This is a genomic window from Pseudomonas sp. R1-1, assembly GCF_051132135.1.
GTDB lineage: Bacteria > Pseudomonadota > Gammaproteobacteria > Pseudomonadales > Pseudomonadaceae > Aquipseudomonas.
The window spans coordinates 3,985,407-4,002,391 of record NZ_CP071663.1 but is presented as its reverse complement, the minus strand read 5'-3'; the positions used below and the strand labels follow the sequence as shown (position 1 = coordinate 4,002,391).

Here is a 16,985-nt window from a genome sequence, read left to right as displayed (position 1 = left end):
TTCCGGGCGCGCCGGTAAAGGCGCACCGATTGAAGACATGAGGAAAGCATGAGCAAGCAGATTCTGATTCTCCCAGGTGACGGTATTGGTCCGGAAATCATGGCCGAAGCGGTCAAGGTGCTGGAACTGGCCAACGACAAGTACAGCCTGGGCTTCGAGCTGAGCCATGACGTGATCGGTGGTGCGGCCATCGACAAGCACGGCGTGCCATTGGCCGACGAAACCCTCGACCGCGCCCGCGCTGCCGATGCCGTGCTGCTCGGCGCCGTCGGTGGCCCGAAATGGGACACCATCGAGCGCGATATCCGTCCTGAGCGCGGTCTGCTGAAAATCCGTGCGCAACTGGGTCTGTTCGGCAACCTGCGTCCGGCGATTCTGTACCCACAACTGGCCGATGCTTCGAGCCTGAAGCCGGAGATCGTTGCCGGTCTGGACATCCTGATCGTTCGCGAACTGACCGGCGGCATCTACTTCGGTGCGCCGCGCGGTACCCGCACGCTGGACAATGGCGAGCGTCAGTCCTACGACACCCTGCCGTACAGCGAAAGCGAAATCCGCCGCATCGCCCGCGTCGGTTTCGACATGGCCATGGTCCGTGGCAAGAAGCTGTGCTCGGTGGACAAGGCCAACGTGCTGGCGTCCAGCCAACTGTGGCGCGAAGTGGTCGAGCAAGTGGCCAAAGACTATCCAGAAGTCGAGCTGAGCCACATGTACGTCGACAACGCCGCCATGCAACTGGTGCGCGCACCGAAGCAGTTCGACGTGATCGTCACCGACAATATGTTCGGCGACATTCTCTCCGACGAAGCGTCGATGCTCACCGGCTCCATCGGCATGCTGCCTTCGGCCTCGCTGGACTCCAACAACAAGGGCATGTACGAGCCTTGCCACGGTTCCGCACCGGACATCGCCGGCCAAGGCATCGCCAACCCGCTGGCGACCATCCTCTCGGTATCGATGATGCTGCGTTACAGCTTCAATCTGCACGATGCCGCCGATGCCATCGAGAAGGCCGTCAGCGTCGTGCTCGATCAAGGCTTGCGCACCGGAGATATCCATTCGGCCGGTTGTACCAAAGTCGGTACGCAGCAAATGGGCGACGCAGTAGTCGCCGCGCTGCGGAATCTGTAATCTCTCGGGCCCGCTGCGAAATTCAATACAAAGCAGCGGCCCACTTTTCAAGAAGGTGTAGTTGCGATGAAACGTGTAGGTCTGATCGGTTGGCGCGGGATGGTCGGTTCCGTGCTCATGCAGCGGATGCTGGAAGAGCAGGATTTCGATCTAATCGAGCCGGTGTTTTTCACCACTTCCAACGTCGGTGGCCAAGGCCCGTCCGTGGGCAAGGACATTGCTCCGCTCAAGGACGCTTACAGCATTGACGAGCTGAAGACCCTCGACGTGATTCTGACCTGCCAGGGCGGCGACTACACCAGCGAAGTATTCCCCAAGCTGCGCGAAGCCGGCTGGCAGGGTTACTGGATCGACGCAGCCTCGAGCCTGCGCATGAACGATGACGCGGTGATCATTCTCGACCCGGTCAACCGCAAGGTCATCGATCAGCAGCTCGATGCCGGCACCAGGAACTACATCGGTGGCAACTGCACCGTCAGCCTGATGCTGATGGGCCTGGGTGGTCTGTTTGAGGCCGGTCTGGTGGAGTGGATGAGCGCCATGACTTATCAGGCAGCCTCCGGGGCTGGCGCGCAGAACATGCGTGAGCTGATCAAGCAGATGGGCGCGACCCACGCCGCTGTCGCCGATCAACTGGCCGACCCGGCCAGCGCGATCCTCGACATCGACCGCCGCGTGGCCGATGCCATGCGCAGCGAAGCGTATCCGATCGAGAACTTCGGCGTTCCGCTGGCCGGCAGCCTGATCCCGTGGATCGACAAGGAACTGCCGAACGGTCAGAGCCGCGAAGAGTGGAAGGCCCAGGCCGAGACCAACAAGATTCTCGGTCGCTTCAAAAGCCCGATCCCGGTCGACGGTATCTGCGTGCGCATCGGCGCCATGCGCTGCCACAGCCAGGCGCTGACCATCAAGCTCAACAAGGACGTGCCGATCGCTGATATCGAAGGGCTGATCAGCCAGCACAACCCTTGGGTCAAGCTGGTTCCGAACAACCGTGAGATCAGCATGCAGGAGCTGAGTCCGACCAAGGTCACCGGCACCCTGAATGTTCCGGTTGGCCGTCTGCGCAAGCTGAACATGGGTTCGCAGTTTGTCGGCGCGTTTACCGTGGGCGATCAGTTGCTGTGGGGTGCGGCGGAACCGTTGCGTCGCATGTTGCGGATTTTGCTTGAGCGTTGATTGGTTGATGTGATGAAGAAGCCCGCGCCTTTTTTGAGGTGCGGGTTTTTTTGTCGGGTGGTTGGAGGGGTGCATATCCGTTGCTGCGGTAACGGCTTCTTATGGTTTCGCCCTTACGGCGAGTCCCTTTTTCAGACGCCAAAAAGGAACCAAAAGGCTTTGCTCCTACGTACGGCCCTCGCAGGCTCGGGTCCCTTCGCTCCGGGATCGCTCCGGGCGCAGCGGCTACGGTTTGCTTCGCTGCACCTCCTTCCGCTGTGTCTGGCTGCGCCAGACGGTCGCTGCGCTCCCACGCCCCGATCAATCCCTCCGCTCAGCCTTCCGATGTCGCTGGTGACGCAAGATCAAGGGCACGCGAGCTAACGCTCATTGTTGAGTGGTTAGAAGCGCCGCATGGCTTTGGATTTTTGGTGTGGCTGCCCCTCACCCCAGCCCTCTCCCCGAGGAGAGGGAGCCGATTTTGGTTGGATTCGAAATTCGCATTCGACTCGGTATTTCAGATTTCCGTATCTAGCCCAACCACCACGGTCAGTCCCCTCTCCCTCCGGGAGAGGGCTAGGGTGAGGGGCTTTTGATTTTTGGAGTGGGCCAAGCATTTGCCTGAGCGATCGCTGGCAGAAATTGCCTGCACGCCAGCCACCCGGTAAAGTGCCGCTCCCCCCGTTTCACCAGAGGCTCGCAGCATGACCCAGACCTTAGATATTGCCGTGATCGGCGCCACCGGTACTGTCGGCGAAACCCTCGTGCAAATTCTTGAAGAGCGCGACTTTCCCGTCGGCAATCTGCATCTGCTGGCCAGCAGTGAATCGGCTGGCAGCTCGGTGCTGTTTCGCAATAAAAACGTACGCGTGCGTGAAGTCGACGAGTTTGATTTCAGCAAGGTCAAACTGGTGTTTTTCGCCGCTGGCGCAGCGGTCTCGCTGAGCTACGCCGCTCGCGCGCATGCCGCGGGTTGTTCGTTGATCGACCTGTCGGGTGCCTTGCCGGCCGATCAGGCGCCGCAAGTGGTGCCGGAGGCCAATGTCGAACTGCTCGCCACGCTGAACGCACCGTTCCAGGTCAGCAGCCCAAGCCCTTCGGCGACGTCGCTTGCCGTGGTGCTGGCGCCATTGCTTGATCTGCTCGATCTGCAATACGTCAACGTCACCGCCAATCTGGCGGTTTCCGCGCAAGGTCGCGAAGCCGTGGGCGAGCTGGCACGGCAGACCGCCGAGCTGTTGAACATGCGTCCGCTTGAGCCGACCTTCTTTGATCGGCAAATGGCCTTCAACCTGCTGGCCCAGGTCGGTACGCCTGATGCGCAGGGCCACACGCTGCTGGAAAAGCGTCTGGTGCGTGAGTTGCGTCAGGTGCTCGCGCAGCCTTCGCTGAAGATTTCCGCAACTTGCGTTCAAGCCCCGGTGTTTTTTGGCGATAGCTTTAGCGTGACCTTGCAATCAGCACGGGCCGTTGACCTGGAAAAGGTCAATGCTGCGCTGGAAGCGGCGCCGGGCATCGAGCTGGTCGAAGCTGGCGATTACCCGACCGCCGTCGGCGACGCGGTGGGGCAGGATGTGGTGTATGTCGGTCGTGTGCGCCTCGGTGTCGACAATCCGGCGGAACTAAATCTGTGGCTGACGTCAGATAACGTACGCAAAGGTGCAGCCCTCAATGCTGTGCAGGTGGCTGAATTGTTGATAAAAGACCTGCTGTAAAAGATACTTGGCAACAATTTGTCGACTGATTCTAGGTCAGCGCTATGCTTGATCCGAAACGTCGATGACGTGTCAGCCCTCCGGGACTTTCCGGGGCATCAAAGAAATGATCGCGCGCGACATCTGTCGTCGTCGCGCGCAATGCCTTACGGCAGCGCTATTCAAAAGCTTCTCGCTGGCCGAGGAACGTTCAAACAAAGGATGAGGCTATGGTTCAAGTTCGCAAACTGGTGTTAGCAATAGCGGCCGCCTCGGCGCTGTCCTCCGGTATGGCGCATGCCCTCGGGCTCGGGGAGCTGACCCTGAAGTCGACCCTGAACCAGCCGCTGGTGGCTGAAATCGAGCTGCTCGATGTCAAGGATCTCACCGCGGCCGAAGTGGTGCCGAGCCTGGCATCACCTGAAGATTTCGCCAAGGCCGGCGTTGACCGCCAGGCTTTCCTCAATGATCTGACGTTCACCCCGGTGCTCAACGCCAGCGGCAAAAGCGTCTTGCGGGTGACTTCAAGCAAGCCGCTGTCGGAACCGATGGTGAAATTCCTCGTGCAGGTGATGTGGCCGAACGGCCGCTTGCTGCGCGATTACAGCGTACTGCTGGATCCATCGAAGTTCTCGCCGCAGACCGCTGACGCCGCCGCCCAACCGGCGCCGTCGCAGACCATTGCCGCACCGACCACGGGCGCCACGCACCGCGGGCAATACACCACCACGCCGCGCGATACCCTGTGGGAAATTGCCGCGAAGGCGCGCAACGGCGGTTCGGTGCAGCAAACCATGTTGGCCATTCAAGCCCTGAACCCGGATGCGTTTATCGGCGGCAACATCAACCGCCTGAAAACCGGTCAGGTACTGCGCCTGCCAGATCCTGTACAAAGCACGGCGTTGCCGCAGTCGGCAGCCATTGCTGAAGTCGCGGCGCAGAACGAAGCCTGGCGTCAGGGCCGGCGTTATGTGGCCAAGCCGGGTAGCGGTCAGCAGCAGCTTGATGCAACCAATCGCGGTCGCGGCAATACCGGTGCTGCGCCGAATGCGCAGGACAACCTGAGCCTGGTCTCCGCCGAAAGCGCCAAGGCTGGCCGCAAGGGGCCGGCCGGCGACGCTCAGGCGCTGAGCAACAAACTGGCAATCACCCAGGAAAACCTCGACACGACCCGTCGTGACAATGAGGAACTGAAAAGCCGCATGGCCGATCTGCAAAGCCAGTTGGACAAACTGCAAAAGCTGATCGAGTTGAAGAACAATCAACTGGCGAAGATGCAGGCCGACGGCGCTGTTGCTGCTCCCGGCGCTAATGGCGCAGTGCCGCCGGTACCGGCAATCACCGCTGAATTGGCGGCGACACCGCCAGCCACTCCAGCTGACGCCGCCTCGGCATCGCCAACTCCGGAATCGGCCATCGCGCCGCCGGCGGAGACGCCTGTTGAGCCAGTGGTCGAGCCGGTTGTCGAAACCACGCCGACCGCTGATGACGACAAGACCTTCAATGAGTTGCTGACCAATCCGATTCTGCTCGGGCTGATCGGTGGTGGTGCCGTGGTGCTGCTGCTTCTGCTGTTGCTGCTGGCCCGTCGCCGCAAAGCTCAGCAGGAAGCCGAGAAGCATGTACGCATGGCCCGTGCACTGGCCGAAGAGCAAGAGTTCTCCGCCGAACAGGATTTGCCGGAAAGCAGCTTCGAAGGTCTTGAAACGCCGGCGGCGAGCGTCAAGCTCAATACCCCGGCACCAGCGCCTGCACCGACTCCGGCACCGATCGTGGCGCCAGTGGTCATGGCCGAGCCGATTGCCGCGCCGCTGGTTGCGCCGGCCGCGGATCGCTCCGATGACGTCCTCGACAAGGCCCAGTCGCATATCAATGCCGGTCGCCTGAATCAGGCTGCCGCGCTGCTGGAGGAGGGCGTCAGCCTCGAGCCGGAGCGCAGTGACCTGCGCCTGAAGCTGATGGAAGTCTACGGTCAGCAGGGCGATCGTGACGCGTTCGTCGCGCAGGAGCGGCAACTGGTGGCCAACGGCGACAACTTCGCCAAAGTCGAAGCGCTGAAAAGCCGCTTCCCGGCGATGGCCTTGGTGGCTGCGGGCGGTCTGGCCGCTGCGGCGGTCGCCGCTGAACTCGATGCGCAATACGTCAAAGACTTGCTGCTCGACGAGCCTGAGGCGCCTGCGCCGGCTGAAGATGACCTGGACAGCGCCTTCGACCTTAGCCTGGACGATCTCGACAACATCACCCCGGTTGAACCGGCGCCAGTGGTCGAGCCTGAAGCACCGGTCGAGCTGGACGCGTTTCCGGCCGACGATGACCTGAGTTTCGAGTCGGTGCTGCAACAGCAGACCGAAGCGAAAGAGAACCTCGACGACCTGTCGGACTTCGATCTTGATGTGGATCTCGGTGCCGATCCGTCGCCAGCGACTTTGGCTGAAGACGAGTTCCTGCTTGATCTGGACGAGGGCGTGAAGGATCTCCCGCCAGTCGAGGCGCCGGTGGTGGCCGATGTGCCGCAGGACGATCTGGAGCTACCGGCCGATTTCGATCTGTCGCTGGCTGACGAAATGGACAGCAACCCGGCCACCGAGTCGAACGCGTTCACGAACGAACTGGATGATGTCAACGCCGAGCTCGATCGTCTGTCGCAAAGCATCGCCGAGCCGACCTTCACCGAAGCCGACGCGGCGCTGGGTGACGATCTGGGCGAAGACGATTTCGACTTCCTCGCCGGTACTGACGAAGCGGCGACCAAGCTCGATCTCGCTCAAGCCTACATTGACATGGGCGACTCCGACGGGGCGCGCGACATCCTCAATGAAGTGTTGACCGAGGGTAATGAAACCCAGCGGAGCGAGGCCAAGGACATGCTTTCCAACCTCGCGTAAGCTCTTCGTTGAAGCAAAAGCGGCAGCCATTGAGGCTGCCGTTTTTGTTTGTGCTCGATTCGATGGCGTCTGAGCAATCGCTTTCGCGAGCAGGCTCACTCCTACATTTGAAGTGCATTCCCCTGTAGGAGTGAGCCTGCTCGCGATGGGGTCGTTGATGGCGATAGAGAGTTCTGGCATCCCTGAACCACCGCCTTATAATGCCCGCCTTTGCAAACACAGCAGGCTGTCCCACCTTGGCAAACATAGATAACCCGCTCGCCGAAATGGCCCCCGACGGCTTTTACCGCGTCGCGCTGGGCGTCGAGTACAAAGGCTCGCGCTACAGCGGCTGGCAGCGGCAGCAGACGGGTGTCGCGACGGTGCAGGAAGAACTCGAAAAGGCCTTGTCGAAAGTTGCCAACTCGCCGATTTCCCTGCAATGCGCCGGGCGTACCGACGCTGGCGTGCATGCCTGCGGGCAAGTGGTGCATTTCGACACTCAGGTCGATCGCTCGCTCAAGGCCTGGGTCATGGGTGCCAACATCAATCTGCCCCATGACATCAGCGTCAGTTGGGCGCGGGTGATGCCGGCGCATTTTCATGCACGCTTCAAGGCGATCGCCCGGCGTTATCGGTATGTGATCTACAACGACCAGATCCGCCCGGCGCATCTCAACGAAGAAATCACCTGGAATCACCGTCCGTTGGACGTCGAGCGCATGGCCGAAGCCGCGCAGTACCTGATCGGCACCCACGATTTCAGTGCGTTTCGCGCCGGCCAGTGTCAGGCCAAGTCACCGATCAAGAAGATGCATCACCTGCGTGTGACCCGGCACGGCAAAATGATCGTGCTGGATATCCGCGCCAATGCCTTTTTGCACCACATGGTGCGCAATATTGCCGGTGTCCTGATGACCATCGGTGCTGGCGAGCGCCCGGTCGAGTGGATGAAGGAAGTGCTGGAAAGCCGCGAGCGGCGCTCCGGCGGGGTGACCGCGCATCCTTACGGCTTGTACTTGGTACAGGTCGAGTATCACGATGAATTCCCGCTGCCGGAACGTTTCATCGGGCCACATTTCCTTACGGGTTTCTCCGAACTTGACGGCTGACGCCCTCGAACGCTTTTGTTACCATCCGGGACTTTCCCGGTTTTAGCCTCGGAGTTTTTCCACATGTCAGCCGTTCGCAGCAAGATTTGCGGGATTACCCGCATCGAAGATGCGCTCGCCGCGGTTGAAGCCGGCGCCGACGCGATCGGCCTGGTGTTCTACGCCAAGAGTCCGCGGGCGGTCAGCGTGCAGCAGGCCCGGGCGATCATCCAGGCGCTGCCTCCCTTCGTTACCACGGTTGGCCTGTTCGTCAATGCCAGCCGCTGCGAGTTGGGGGAAATCCTCGATGCGGTGCCGCTGGACTTGTTGCAGTTCCATGGTGACGAAGTCGCGGAAGACTGTGAAGGCTGGCATCGGCCGTACATCAAGGCGTTGCGGGTCAAGGCCGGTGACGACATCGCGGCGGCTTGTGACGCTTATCCGGGCGCCAGCGGCGTACTGCTCGACACTTACGTTGAAGGCGTGCCCGGCGGAACCGGGGAGGCATTCGACTGGTCACTGATTCCGCAGCATCTGAGCAAGCCGTTGATTCTCGCGGGTGGGTTGACTCCCGAGAACATTGCCGACGCGGTCGCACGGGTAAGACCTTACGCGGTGGACGTCAGCGGCGGGGTGGAGCTGAGCAAGGGCATCAAGGATCACCAGAAGATTCGAGCCTTCATCGAGGCGGTACGCAAAGCACCATAAGGATGTGACGGCTGGCAGTCTGCCGCCGTCCATCAATGCACCTGCACACAGCGGGCGCGGCTGAGGGTTGTCGATTTGCACGCAGGTCATGTTTCGCGCTGACCGTGGCTGGCGGCAATCATCGCCACACACGTGAATTTAGCTCAAGGGCATACGCGGGGCTGCGAACCAGAGCGTTCGGGCCGCCGGTACTGGAGAAAGAAAGCATGAGCAACTGGTTAGTAGACAAACTGATCCCTTCGATCATGCGCTCGGAGGTCAAGAAGAGCTCGGTGCCTGAAGGTCTGTGGCACAAGTGCCCTTCGTGCGAGGCTGTGCTGTACCGTCCGGAGCTGGAAAAGACCCTGGATGTCTGCCCAAAGTGCAACCACCACATGCGCATCGGCGCACGCGCGCGCATCGATATTTTCCTCGATGCCGAAGGTCGCAACGAACTGGGCGCCGATCTGGAGCCGGTTGACCGTCTGAAATTCCGCGACGGCAAGAAGTACAAGGACCGCCTGACCGCGGCGCAGAAGCAGACCGGCGAGAAAGACGCGCTGATCTCGGTCAGCGGCACGCTGCTGGGCATGCCGGTGGTGGTTTCGGCTTTCGAATTCAATTTCATGGGCGGTTCGATGGGCGCCATCGTCGGTGAGCGCTTTGTCCGCGCTGCCAACTACGCGCTGGAAAACCGTTGCCCGATGATCTGCTTCGCTGCTTCCGGCGGTGCGCGCATGCAGGAAGCGCTGATCTCGCTGATGCAGATGGCCAAGACTTCGGCCGTACTGGCGCGGCTGCGCGAAGAAGGCATTCCGTTCATCTCGGTGCTGACCGATCCGGTCTACGGCGGTGTTTCCGCCAGTCTGGCGATGCTCGGCGACGTCATTGTCGGTGAGCCGAAAGCCCTGATCGGCTTCGCCGGCCCGCGCGTTATCGAACAGACCGTGCGGGAAAAACTGCCGGAAGGCTTCCAGCGCAGCGAGTTCCTGCTGGAGCACGGCGCGATTGACATGATCATCCATCGTCAGGAACTGCGTCCGCGTCTGGGCAACCTGCTGGCGCAAATGACTGGCAAGCCGACGCCGAAATTCGTCGCTGCGCCGGTCGAGCCGGTCGTCGTGCCGCCGGTCCCTGCCGGCCTATGACCGAGCGCACCCTTGGCGAATGGCTCGCCTACCTTGAGCAGTTGCATCCATCGGCCATCGACATGGGGCTGGAGCGTTCGCAACAGGTAGCGTCCCGCATGGGGCTGGGCCAGCCGGCGCCTCGGGTGATCACGGTCACCGGCACCAACGGCAAGGGTTCGACCTGCGCATTCGTGGCGTCATTGCTGCGTGCGCAGGGCCTGAACGTTGGTGTCTACAATTCTCCGCACTTGCTGCGTTACAACGAGCGGGTGCAGCTCAATGGCGTCGAAGCCACCGATGCACAGTTGTGCCAGGCCTTTGCCGCCGTCGAGGCCGGACGCGGTGACACTTCCCTGACTTACTTCGAAATGGGCACGCTGGCGGCGTTCTGGCTGTTTCAACAAGCCGGGCTGGACGCGGTGGTGCTGGAAGTTGGCCTGGGGGGGCGGCTGGACACGGTCAACGTGGTCGATGCCGACATCGCACTGGTGACCAGTATTGGCGTCGATCACGCTGACTATCTCGGTGACACCCGCGAATCCGTGGCCTTCGAAAAGGCCGGCATCTTCCGCCAGGGCAAGCCTGCCCTGTGTGGCGATCTCAATCCTCCGCAACCGCTGCTCGACAAGGCGCGAGAACTGGCGTGCCCGTTCTTTTTGCGTGGGCGCGATTTCGACCTCGGTATCACTGATCAGCACTGGCAGTGGCGCGGGACCGATGCGCAGGGGCAAGTGGTTGAGCTGCACGACTTGCCGCTGCTCGACCTGCCGATGGAAAACGCCGCGCTGGCGTTGCAGGCGTACCTGTTGCTTGGGTTGCCTTGGGATGCGCGGCAGATCGTGGCCGCGTTGCAGACAACGCGCGTGGTCGGGCGCCTTGATCGGCGTACCTTCGAGTGGAACGGCAAGCGTCTGAACCTGTTGCTCGATGTCGGCCACAATCCGCATGCCGCCGAGTACCTGGCGTGTCGTTTGGCTTCGTGCCCGCCGCTCGGCAAGCGTCTGGCGGTGTTCGGTCTGCTGGCCGACAAGGATCTGGATGGTGTTGTCGGCGAATTGAATGCTAGTGTCCAGCACTGGGCGGTGGCGCCGCTGGATTCGCCGCGTGCGCGTCCGGTTGCCGAGTTGCACGCAGCGTTGCAGGGGCTTGGCGCCTCGGTCACGTCTTACGCCAGTGTTGCGGCAGCTTTGGAAGGGCAGTGCGCGCTCGCGACCGCTGACGACGAGATTCTGTTGTTCGGATCATTTTATTGTGTCGCCGAGGCCCTTGAATGGTTGTCCCGGCGCTCCACGGAGGAAGCGGCAAATGGCTTTGCTGGATAAAGCGTACAAGCAGCGCATGGTTGGCGCGCTGGTGCTGGTGGCGCTGGCGGTGATTTTCCTGCCTATGCTGTTTTCACGTCAGGACGAACAGCGCCAGGTGACGGTCGATGCGCCCGCCGCGCCGCAAGCGCCGGTTGTGCCGCAAGTGCAAATGGAGCCGGTGGCCGTGCCTGAGCCGCAAGCCTTGCCGCAAGAGCCCGTTCCAACCGACGAAGAAGTCGCCGCAGACACGGCGCCGGCAGCTCCAGCGGCGCCCGCCGCACCAGCGCCAGCACCCACTGCGCCTATCGCCATCGCCAAGCCGGCAGCGCCGCCTGCGGTGTCCAAGCCGATTCCGGCACCGGCGCAGCCGATCACTTCATCGTCGACCAAGCCTGATCCGGCGCAAAGTCGCGTCGATGCCAACGGTCTGTCGGTGAGCTGGTCGGTGCAGCTGGCCAGTCTGTCGAGCCGCGCCAGCGCCGAGAGCCTGCAGAAAAATCTGCGCAGCCAGGGCTATAACGCCTACATTCGTTCTGCCGACGGCAAGAATCGGGTGTTCGTCGGTCCGTTGATCGAGCGCGCCGAAGCCGATCGTCTGCGCGATCTGCTCAGCCGCCAGCAGAACCTCAAGGGCTTTGTTGTGCGTTTCCAGCCCGAGCGCGGTTAAAAACTATCGCCTCGATTGAAAAGCACAGGAAATCGCAGCTTACCGAGAGGCATGCGCTCTGCTAAAATGCGCCGCCTTATCCGTCTGTAGGCTGCACTGTGCCATTTACCTGGGTTGACTGGGCGATCGTTGCAATCATCGCCATCTCCGCTTTGATCAGTCTGAGCCGCGGCTTCGTCAAGGAAGCATTATCGCTGGTGACCTGGATCATCGCAGGAGCCGTCGCCTGGATGTTCGGTGGCTCATTGTCCGAGTACCTCGCCGGATACATCGAAACCCCATCGGCTCGCGTGATCGCGGGCTGTGCCATCATGTTTGTCGCCACACTGATCGTGGGCGCAATGATCAATTATCTTATCGGCGAGTTGGTTCGCGTCACCGGGTTGTCCGGGACCGATCGATTCCTCGGCATGGCCTTCGGCGCAGCGCGTGGCGTTTTGCTGGTGGTCGTGGCGGTCGGGCTGTTGAGCCTGGGGCCGGTACAGCAGGACGGGTGGTGGAAAGAATCACAGCTCGTACCCAAGTTTCTATTGGTCGCCGACTGGTCCAAAAACCTGATTCTCGGGTGGAGCAGTCAGTGGCTTGCCAGCGGAATCAGCGTACCCGCTGATATTCCGTTCAAGGAGCAGCTCTTGCCGACGGCGAAAACGCCTCAGTGAGTGTTGTTCAGTCCAGATCCATTAAGTAGGGGTTGCGTCGCATGTGTGGCATCGTCGGTATCGTCGGTAAGTCGAACGTCAATCAGGCGCTGTATGACGCGCTAACCGTGCTCCAGCACCGCGGCCAGGACGCTGCCGGTATCGTGACCAGCCATGATGGCCGGTTGTTCCTGCGCAAGGACAATGGCCTGGTGCGTGACGTGTTTCAGCAGCGTCACATGCAGCGTCTGGTCGGCCACATGGGTATCGGCCACGTCCGTTACCCGACGGCGGGCAGTTCGACTTCGGCCGAAGCCCAGCCGTTCTACGTCAACTCGCCTTACGGCATCACTTTGGCGCACAACGGCAACCTGACCAACGTCGAGCAGTTGGCCAAAGAGATCTACGAATCCGATCTGCGTCACGTCAACACCAGTTCCGACTCGGAAGTGCTGCTCAACGTGTTCGCCCACGAGCTGGCCCAGCGCGGCAAGCTGCAACCGACCGAAGAAGACGTGTTTGCCGCCGTGACTGACGTGCATAACCGTTGCGTCGGGGGTTATGCGGTCGTGGCGATGGTTACCGGTTACGGCATCGTCGGTTTCCGCGATCCGCACGGCATCCGTCCGATTGTGTTCGGCCAGCGTCATACCGACGAAGGCGTCGAGTACATGATCGCCTCGGAAAGTGTTTCGCTGGACGTGCTCGGTTTCACCCTGATTCGCGACCTCGCCCCAGGCGAAGCGGTGTACATCACCGAAGACGGCAAGCTGCACACCCGTCAGTGCGCGACCAACCCGTCGCTGACCCCGTGCATCTTCGAACACGTCTATCTGGCGCGTCCGGATTCGATCATTGACGGCGTGTCGGTCTACAAGGCGCGTCTGCGCATGGGGGAGAAGCTCGCCGAGAAGATCCAGCGCGAGCGTCCGGAGCACGATATCGACGTGGTCATCCCGATTCCGGACACCAGCCGTACCGCGGCACTGGAACTGGCCAACCACCTGGGCGTGAAATTCCGCGAAGGTTTCGTCAAGAACCGCTACATCGGCCGGACCTTCATCATGCCCGGTCAGGCGGCACGCAAGAAGTCGGTGCGCCAGAAGCTCAACGCCATCGAGCTGGAATTCCGCGGCAAGAACGTGATGCTGGTCGACGACTCGATCGTGCGTGGCACCACCTGCAAGCAGATCATCCAGATGGCCCGCGAAGCCGGCGCGAAAAACGTCTACTTCTGCTCGGCGGCGCCGGCGGTCCGCTTCCCGAACGTCTATGGTATCGACATGCCGAGCGCGCACGAACTGATCGCGCACAACCGTTCGACTCAGGACGTGGCGGATCTGATCGGCGCTGACTGGCTGATCTATCAGGATCTGCCGGACTTGATCGAAGCGGTCGGTGGCGGCAAGATCAAGATCGAGCAGTTCGATTGTGCGGTGTTTGACGGCAAGTACGTTACTGGCGACGTCGACGAGGCCTACCTGAACAAGATCGAACAGGCACGCAACGATGCCTCGAAGGTCAAGACCCAGGCGGTCAGTGCGATCATCGATCTGTACAACAACTGAGTTTCTACCGGCCCTGAGGGGCCGGTTTTGTATCTGATATTCAATTTTCGAGAACAGGGCAAGGAGTGACAGCATGAGTCAGGAATGGGATGCCGGTCGGCTGGACAGCGACCTCGAAGGCGTAGCGTTCGATACTCTGGCCGTACGCGCCGGTCAACACCGTACGCCGGAAGGCGAGCACGGCGATCCGATGTTCTTCACCTCCAGCTACGTGTTCCGCACCGCTGCCGATGCGGCCGCACGGTTTGCCGGGGAGGTGCCGGGCAACGTCTACTCGCGCTACACCAACCCGACCGTGCGCGCATTCGAAGAGCGCATCGCTGCGCTGGAAGGTGCCGAGCAGGCCGTTGCGACTGCCACCGGCATGGCCGCGATCATGGCAGTGGTCATGAGCCTGTGCAGTGCCGGTGACCACGTGCTGGTTTCGCGCAGCGTCTTCGGTTCGACCATCAGCCTGTTCGAGAAGTACTTCAAGCGCTTCGGTGTGCAAGTCGATTACGTGCCCCTCGCCGACCTGTCAGCGTGGGACGCGGCGATAAAGCCGAACACCAAATTGCTTTTTGTCGAGTCGCCATCCAATCCGCTGGCCGAACTGGTCGATATCGCCGCGCTGGCGGAAATCGCTCATGCCAAAGGCGCGATGCTGGTGGTCGACAACTGCTTCTGCACCCCGGCGTTGCAGCAGCCGCTGAAGATGGGCGCAGACATCGTTGTGCATTCGGCGACCAAATTCATCGACGGCCAGGGTCGTTGCATGGGCGGTGTGGTCGCTGGGCGCAGCGAGCAGATGAAAGAAGTGGTCGGCTTTCTGCGTACTGCCGGGCCGACGCTGAGCCCGTTCAATGCGTGGATTTTCCTCAAGGGCCTGGAAACCCTCAACCTTCGCATGAAGGCGCATTGCGCCAATGCGCAGGAGCTGGCCGAGTGGCTGGAGCAGCAGGAAGGCATCGAGAAGGTTCATTACGCGGGTCTCAAGAGCCATCCGCAGCACGAACTGGCGCAGCGTCAGCAGAAAGCCTTCGGCGCAGTGGTGAGTTTTGAGGTCAAGGGGGGCAAGGAGGGCGCCTGGCGCTTTATCGACGCCACTCGACTGATTTCGATCACCGCCAACCTGGGCGACAGCAAGACCACGATTACCCATCCGAGCACCACCTCCCACGGCCGTCTGGCGCCGCAGGAGCGCGAAGCGGCGGGTATTCGTGACAGCCTGATCCGCATTGCGGTCGGTCTGGAAGATGTGGCTGACCTGCAGGCCGATCTGGCGCGCGGTCTGGCTGCGTTGTGATCGAGTTGTCTACGCCGACCGCAGGCACCCATGGCCGCGTTGCGCTGGTCACGGGAGCCGCGCGGGGCATCGGTCTGGGAATCTCGGCCTGGCTGATCAGTGAAGGCTGGCAAGTGGTGCTGACCGATCTCGATCGCGCGCGGGGTTCGAAAGTAGCGAAGGTGCTGGGTGAAAATGCCTGGTTCATCGCCATGGACGTCGCCGACGAAAGTCAGGTCGCGCTGGGCGTCGCTGAGGTGCTGGGGCAGTTTGGCCGGCTCGATGCGCTGGTCTGCAACGCCGCTGTGGCTGATCCGCACAATATCACCCTGGAAAGCCTTGATCTGGCGTACTGGAATCGCGTGCTGGCGGTGAACCTCAGTGGGCCGATGTTGCTGGCCAAGCACTGTGCGCCGTACCTGCGCGCGCACAACGGTTCGATCGTCAATCTGGCCTCGACCCGCGCCCGCCAGTCCGAACCGGATACCGAGGCGTACGCGGCAAGCAAGGGCGGGCTGCTGGCCCTGACTCACGCACTGGCGATCAGCCTCGGGCCAGAGATTCGCGTCAACGCCGTCAGCCCCGGCTGGATCGATGCGCGCGACCCGTCTGCACGGCGCGCCGAACCCTTGGCAGATGCCGATCATGCCCAGCATCCGGCGGGCAGGGTAGGCACGGTCGAAGACGTCGCGGCGATGGTGGCGTGGCTGCTGTCGAGGAATGCCGGGTTCGTCACCGGGCAGGAATTCGTCGTCGATGGCGGCATGACCAAGAAAATGGTCTACACGTAGCGAGAGGCAGCTTCTAGCTTCAAGCTGCAAGTTGCAGCATGGTGGTGTACCTGCTGTGGGTGTTCATGCTTTTTCTTGCAGCTGATAGCTTGCAGCTAAAAGCTGTTTTTGAAAAAAACTCCAATCCTGCTATTGACTTAGGTTCGCTACCTGCGTAAATTTCGCGGCCTCGGAGATGCAAACGGGTGATTAGCTCAGCTGGGAGAGCGTCTGCCTTACAAGCAGAATGTCGGCGGTTCGATCCCGTCATCACCCACCACTCCCGAGAAACTTGCGCAAGCAAGAACGTAGGCTGAAAGTGCCTGCACCGACGCGCAGCGGTAGTTCAGTCGGTTAGAATACCGGCCTGTCACGCCGGGGGTCGCGGGTTCGAGTCCCGTCCGCTGCGCCATATTTTACGAGTCAGAGCAGTCTGGTTCGCGATTGCAGAGCACCGAAGCCTGCAGTCAAAACGAGTTACTTGAGCGCAAGCTCAAAGCGATACGCAGCGGTAGTTCAGTCGGTTAGAATACCGGCCTGTCACGCCGGGGGTCGCGGGTTCGAGTCCCGTCCGCTGCGCCATATCTGTTCCAAGGACCACTGAACGCCTTGAAGCACCGAAGTCAGCCAACGGTTGATTCGGAATCGATAGCAAAGACCCTGGTCGAAAGACCGGGGTTTTTTGTGTCCAAAATTTGGCTTTCCCCCTTTTCCTCTCGCCTGAATCCAGCGCAAATCCCTTGTAGGAGTGAGCCTGCTCGCGATGGCAGCATTCCAGTCGGCAACTTTGTGATTGAAGAATCGCAACCGCGAGCAGGCTCGCTCCCACAGGCTCTTCGATTTGCTGCGGTACCACGTCGCATTGATTTTTTGATTATTTAGTCAGCTTTTTTGTGTCTGGTTGTTTGCTGCGGCCTCGGAAACCTTTAAAGTTAACCTTTCGGTCAGCTTTGCACTGTCAACACAGCTCTTTGCTTCGCCAGAAAGGGCTTCTGCAAGACTCGAGATCCCCAGTAGAT

Annotated in this window: 13 protein-coding genes and 3 tRNA genes; all 16 read left to right on the top strand. The window is 61.1% G+C overall.

Features of this window, described 5'->3' with window-relative positions; all coding sequences use genetic code 11:
- Positions 1–48: 48 nt before the first annotated feature.
- The 16 genes from leuB to J3P75_RS17875 all read left to right on the top strand — a co-directional run bounded on the left by leuB (position 49) and on the right by J3P75_RS17875 (position 16,548).
- A complete protein-coding gene (gene leuB / locus J3P75_RS17950; RefSeq protein WP_090282646.1) occupies positions 49–1,131 on the top strand; it encodes a 3-isopropylmalate dehydrogenase in 1,083 nt (360 codons plus the stop codon).
- A gap of 66 nt (positions 1,132–1,197) precedes the next feature.
- A complete protein-coding gene (gene asd, locus J3P75_RS17945; protein WP_434707669.1) occupies positions 1,198–2,310 on the top strand; it encodes an aspartate-semialdehyde dehydrogenase in 1,113 nt (370 codons plus the stop codon).
- Between the two features lie 683 nt (positions 2,311–2,993).
- Positions 2,994–4,004: an aspartate-semialdehyde dehydrogenase gene (locus J3P75_RS17940; RefSeq protein WP_434707668.1), complete on the top strand. Its 1,011-nt coding sequence runs from the start codon at positions 2,994–2,996 to the stop codon at positions 4,002–4,004.
- Positions 4,005–4,213: 209 nt separating this feature from the next.
- Positions 4,214–6,868, top strand: a complete 2,655-nt coding sequence (locus tag J3P75_RS17935) for a FimV/HubP family polar landmark protein (RefSeq protein WP_434707667.1) — start codon at positions 4,214–4,216, stop codon at positions 6,866–6,868.
- A 266-nt stretch (positions 6,869–7,134) separates the two neighbouring features.
- Positions 7,135–7,959, top strand: a complete 825-nt coding sequence (truA, locus tag J3P75_RS17930) for a tRNA pseudouridine(38-40) synthase TruA (protein ID WP_434711333.1) — start codon at positions 7,135–7,137, stop codon at positions 7,957–7,959.
- A gap of 63 nt (positions 7,960–8,022) precedes the next feature.
- Positions 8,023–8,646: a phosphoribosylanthranilate isomerase gene (locus J3P75_RS17925; RefSeq protein ID WP_394507696.1), complete on the top strand. Its 624-nt coding sequence runs from the start codon at positions 8,023–8,025 to the stop codon at positions 8,644–8,646.
- Between the two features lie 206 nt (positions 8,647–8,852).
- Positions 8,853–9,773, top strand: a complete 921-nt coding sequence (gene accD / locus J3P75_RS17920; protein ID WP_434590283.1) for an acetyl-CoA carboxylase, carboxyltransferase subunit beta — start codon at positions 8,853–8,855, stop codon at positions 9,771–9,773.
- A complete protein-coding gene (folC, locus tag J3P75_RS17915; protein ID WP_434707665.1) occupies positions 9,770–11,077 on the top strand; it encodes a bifunctional tetrahydrofolate synthase/dihydrofolate synthase in 1,308 nt (435 codons plus the stop codon). Before accD ends, folC begins: the two co-directional genes overlap by 4 nt.
- Positions 11,061–11,726 carry an SPOR domain-containing protein gene (locus J3P75_RS17910; RefSeq protein WP_434590277.1) on the top strand — a complete coding sequence of 222 codons (666 nt, stop codon included), beginning with the start codon at positions 11,061–11,063 and terminating at the stop codon, positions 11,724–11,726. The genes folC and J3P75_RS17910 overlap by 17 nt, the downstream gene beginning before the upstream one ends.
- Positions 11,727–11,824: 98 nt before the next feature.
- Entirely contained in the window at positions 11,825–12,385 is a 561-nt protein-coding gene (locus tag J3P75_RS17905) for a CvpA family protein (RefSeq protein ID WP_203421500.1), read from the top strand.
- 41 nt (positions 12,386–12,426) lie between these two features.
- A complete protein-coding gene (purF, locus tag J3P75_RS17900) occupies positions 12,427–13,932 on the top strand; it encodes an amidophosphoribosyltransferase (RefSeq protein ID WP_090282656.1) in 1,506 nt (501 codons plus the stop codon).
- Between the two features lie 73 nt (positions 13,933–14,005).
- Positions 14,006–15,217 (top strand): O-succinylhomoserine sulfhydrylase, encoded by a 1,212-nt coding sequence (locus J3P75_RS17895; RefSeq protein ID WP_434707664.1) that lies wholly within the window; start codon positions 14,006–14,008, stop codon positions 15,215–15,217.
- Positions 15,214–15,987 (top strand): SDR family oxidoreductase, encoded by a 774-nt coding sequence (locus J3P75_RS17890; RefSeq protein ID WP_434707663.1) that lies wholly within the window; start codon positions 15,214–15,216, stop codon positions 15,985–15,987. The genes J3P75_RS17895 and J3P75_RS17890 overlap by 4 nt, the downstream gene beginning before the upstream one ends.
- A gap of 183 nt (positions 15,988–16,170) precedes the next feature.
- Positions 16,171–16,246 (top strand) — tRNA-Val (locus tag J3P75_RS17885).
- A 55-nt stretch (positions 16,247–16,301) separates the two neighbouring features.
- Positions 16,302–16,378: transfer RNA gene (locus J3P75_RS17880), tRNA-Asp, on the top strand.
- A 93-nt stretch (positions 16,379–16,471) separates the two neighbouring features.
- Positions 16,472–16,548, top strand: a tRNA-Asp gene (locus tag J3P75_RS17875).
- The last annotated feature ends 437 nt before the right edge of the window (positions 16,549–16,985 follow it).

Coding starts and splice junctions, on each gene's coding strand:
- accD (WP_434590283.1), top strand. CDS start 8,853: ATGAGCAACTGGTTAGTAGACAAACTGATCCCTTCGATCATGCGCTCG.
- truA (WP_434711333.1), top strand. CDS start 7,135: ATGGCCCCCGACGGCTTTTACCGCGTCGCGCTGGGCGTCGAGTACAAA.
- folC (WP_434707665.1), top strand. CDS start 9,770: ATGACCGAGCGCACCCTTGGCGAATGGCTCGCCTACCTTGAGCAGTTG.
- purF (WP_090282656.1), top strand. CDS start 12,427: ATGTGTGGCATCGTCGGTATCGTCGGTAAGTCGAACGTCAATCAGGCG.
- J3P75_RS17925 (WP_394507696.1), top strand. CDS start 8,023: ATGTCAGCCGTTCGCAGCAAGATTTGCGGGATTACCCGCATCGAAGAT.
- J3P75_RS17910 (WP_434590277.1), top strand. CDS start 11,061: ATGGCTTTGCTGGATAAAGCGTACAAGCAGCGCATGGTTGGCGCGCTG.
- J3P75_RS17895 (WP_434707664.1), top strand. CDS start 14,006: ATGAGTCAGGAATGGGATGCCGGTCGGCTGGACAGCGACCTCGAAGGC.
- asd (WP_434707669.1), top strand. CDS start 1,198: ATGAAACGTGTAGGTCTGATCGGTTGGCGCGGGATGGTCGGTTCCGTG.
- J3P75_RS17940 (WP_434707668.1), top strand. CDS start 2,994: ATGACCCAGACCTTAGATATTGCCGTGATCGGCGCCACCGGTACTGTC.
- J3P75_RS17935 (WP_434707667.1), top strand. CDS start 4,214: ATGGTTCAAGTTCGCAAACTGGTGTTAGCAATAGCGGCCGCCTCGGCG.
- leuB (WP_090282646.1), top strand. CDS start 49: ATGAGCAAGCAGATTCTGATTCTCCCAGGTGACGGTATTGGTCCGGAA.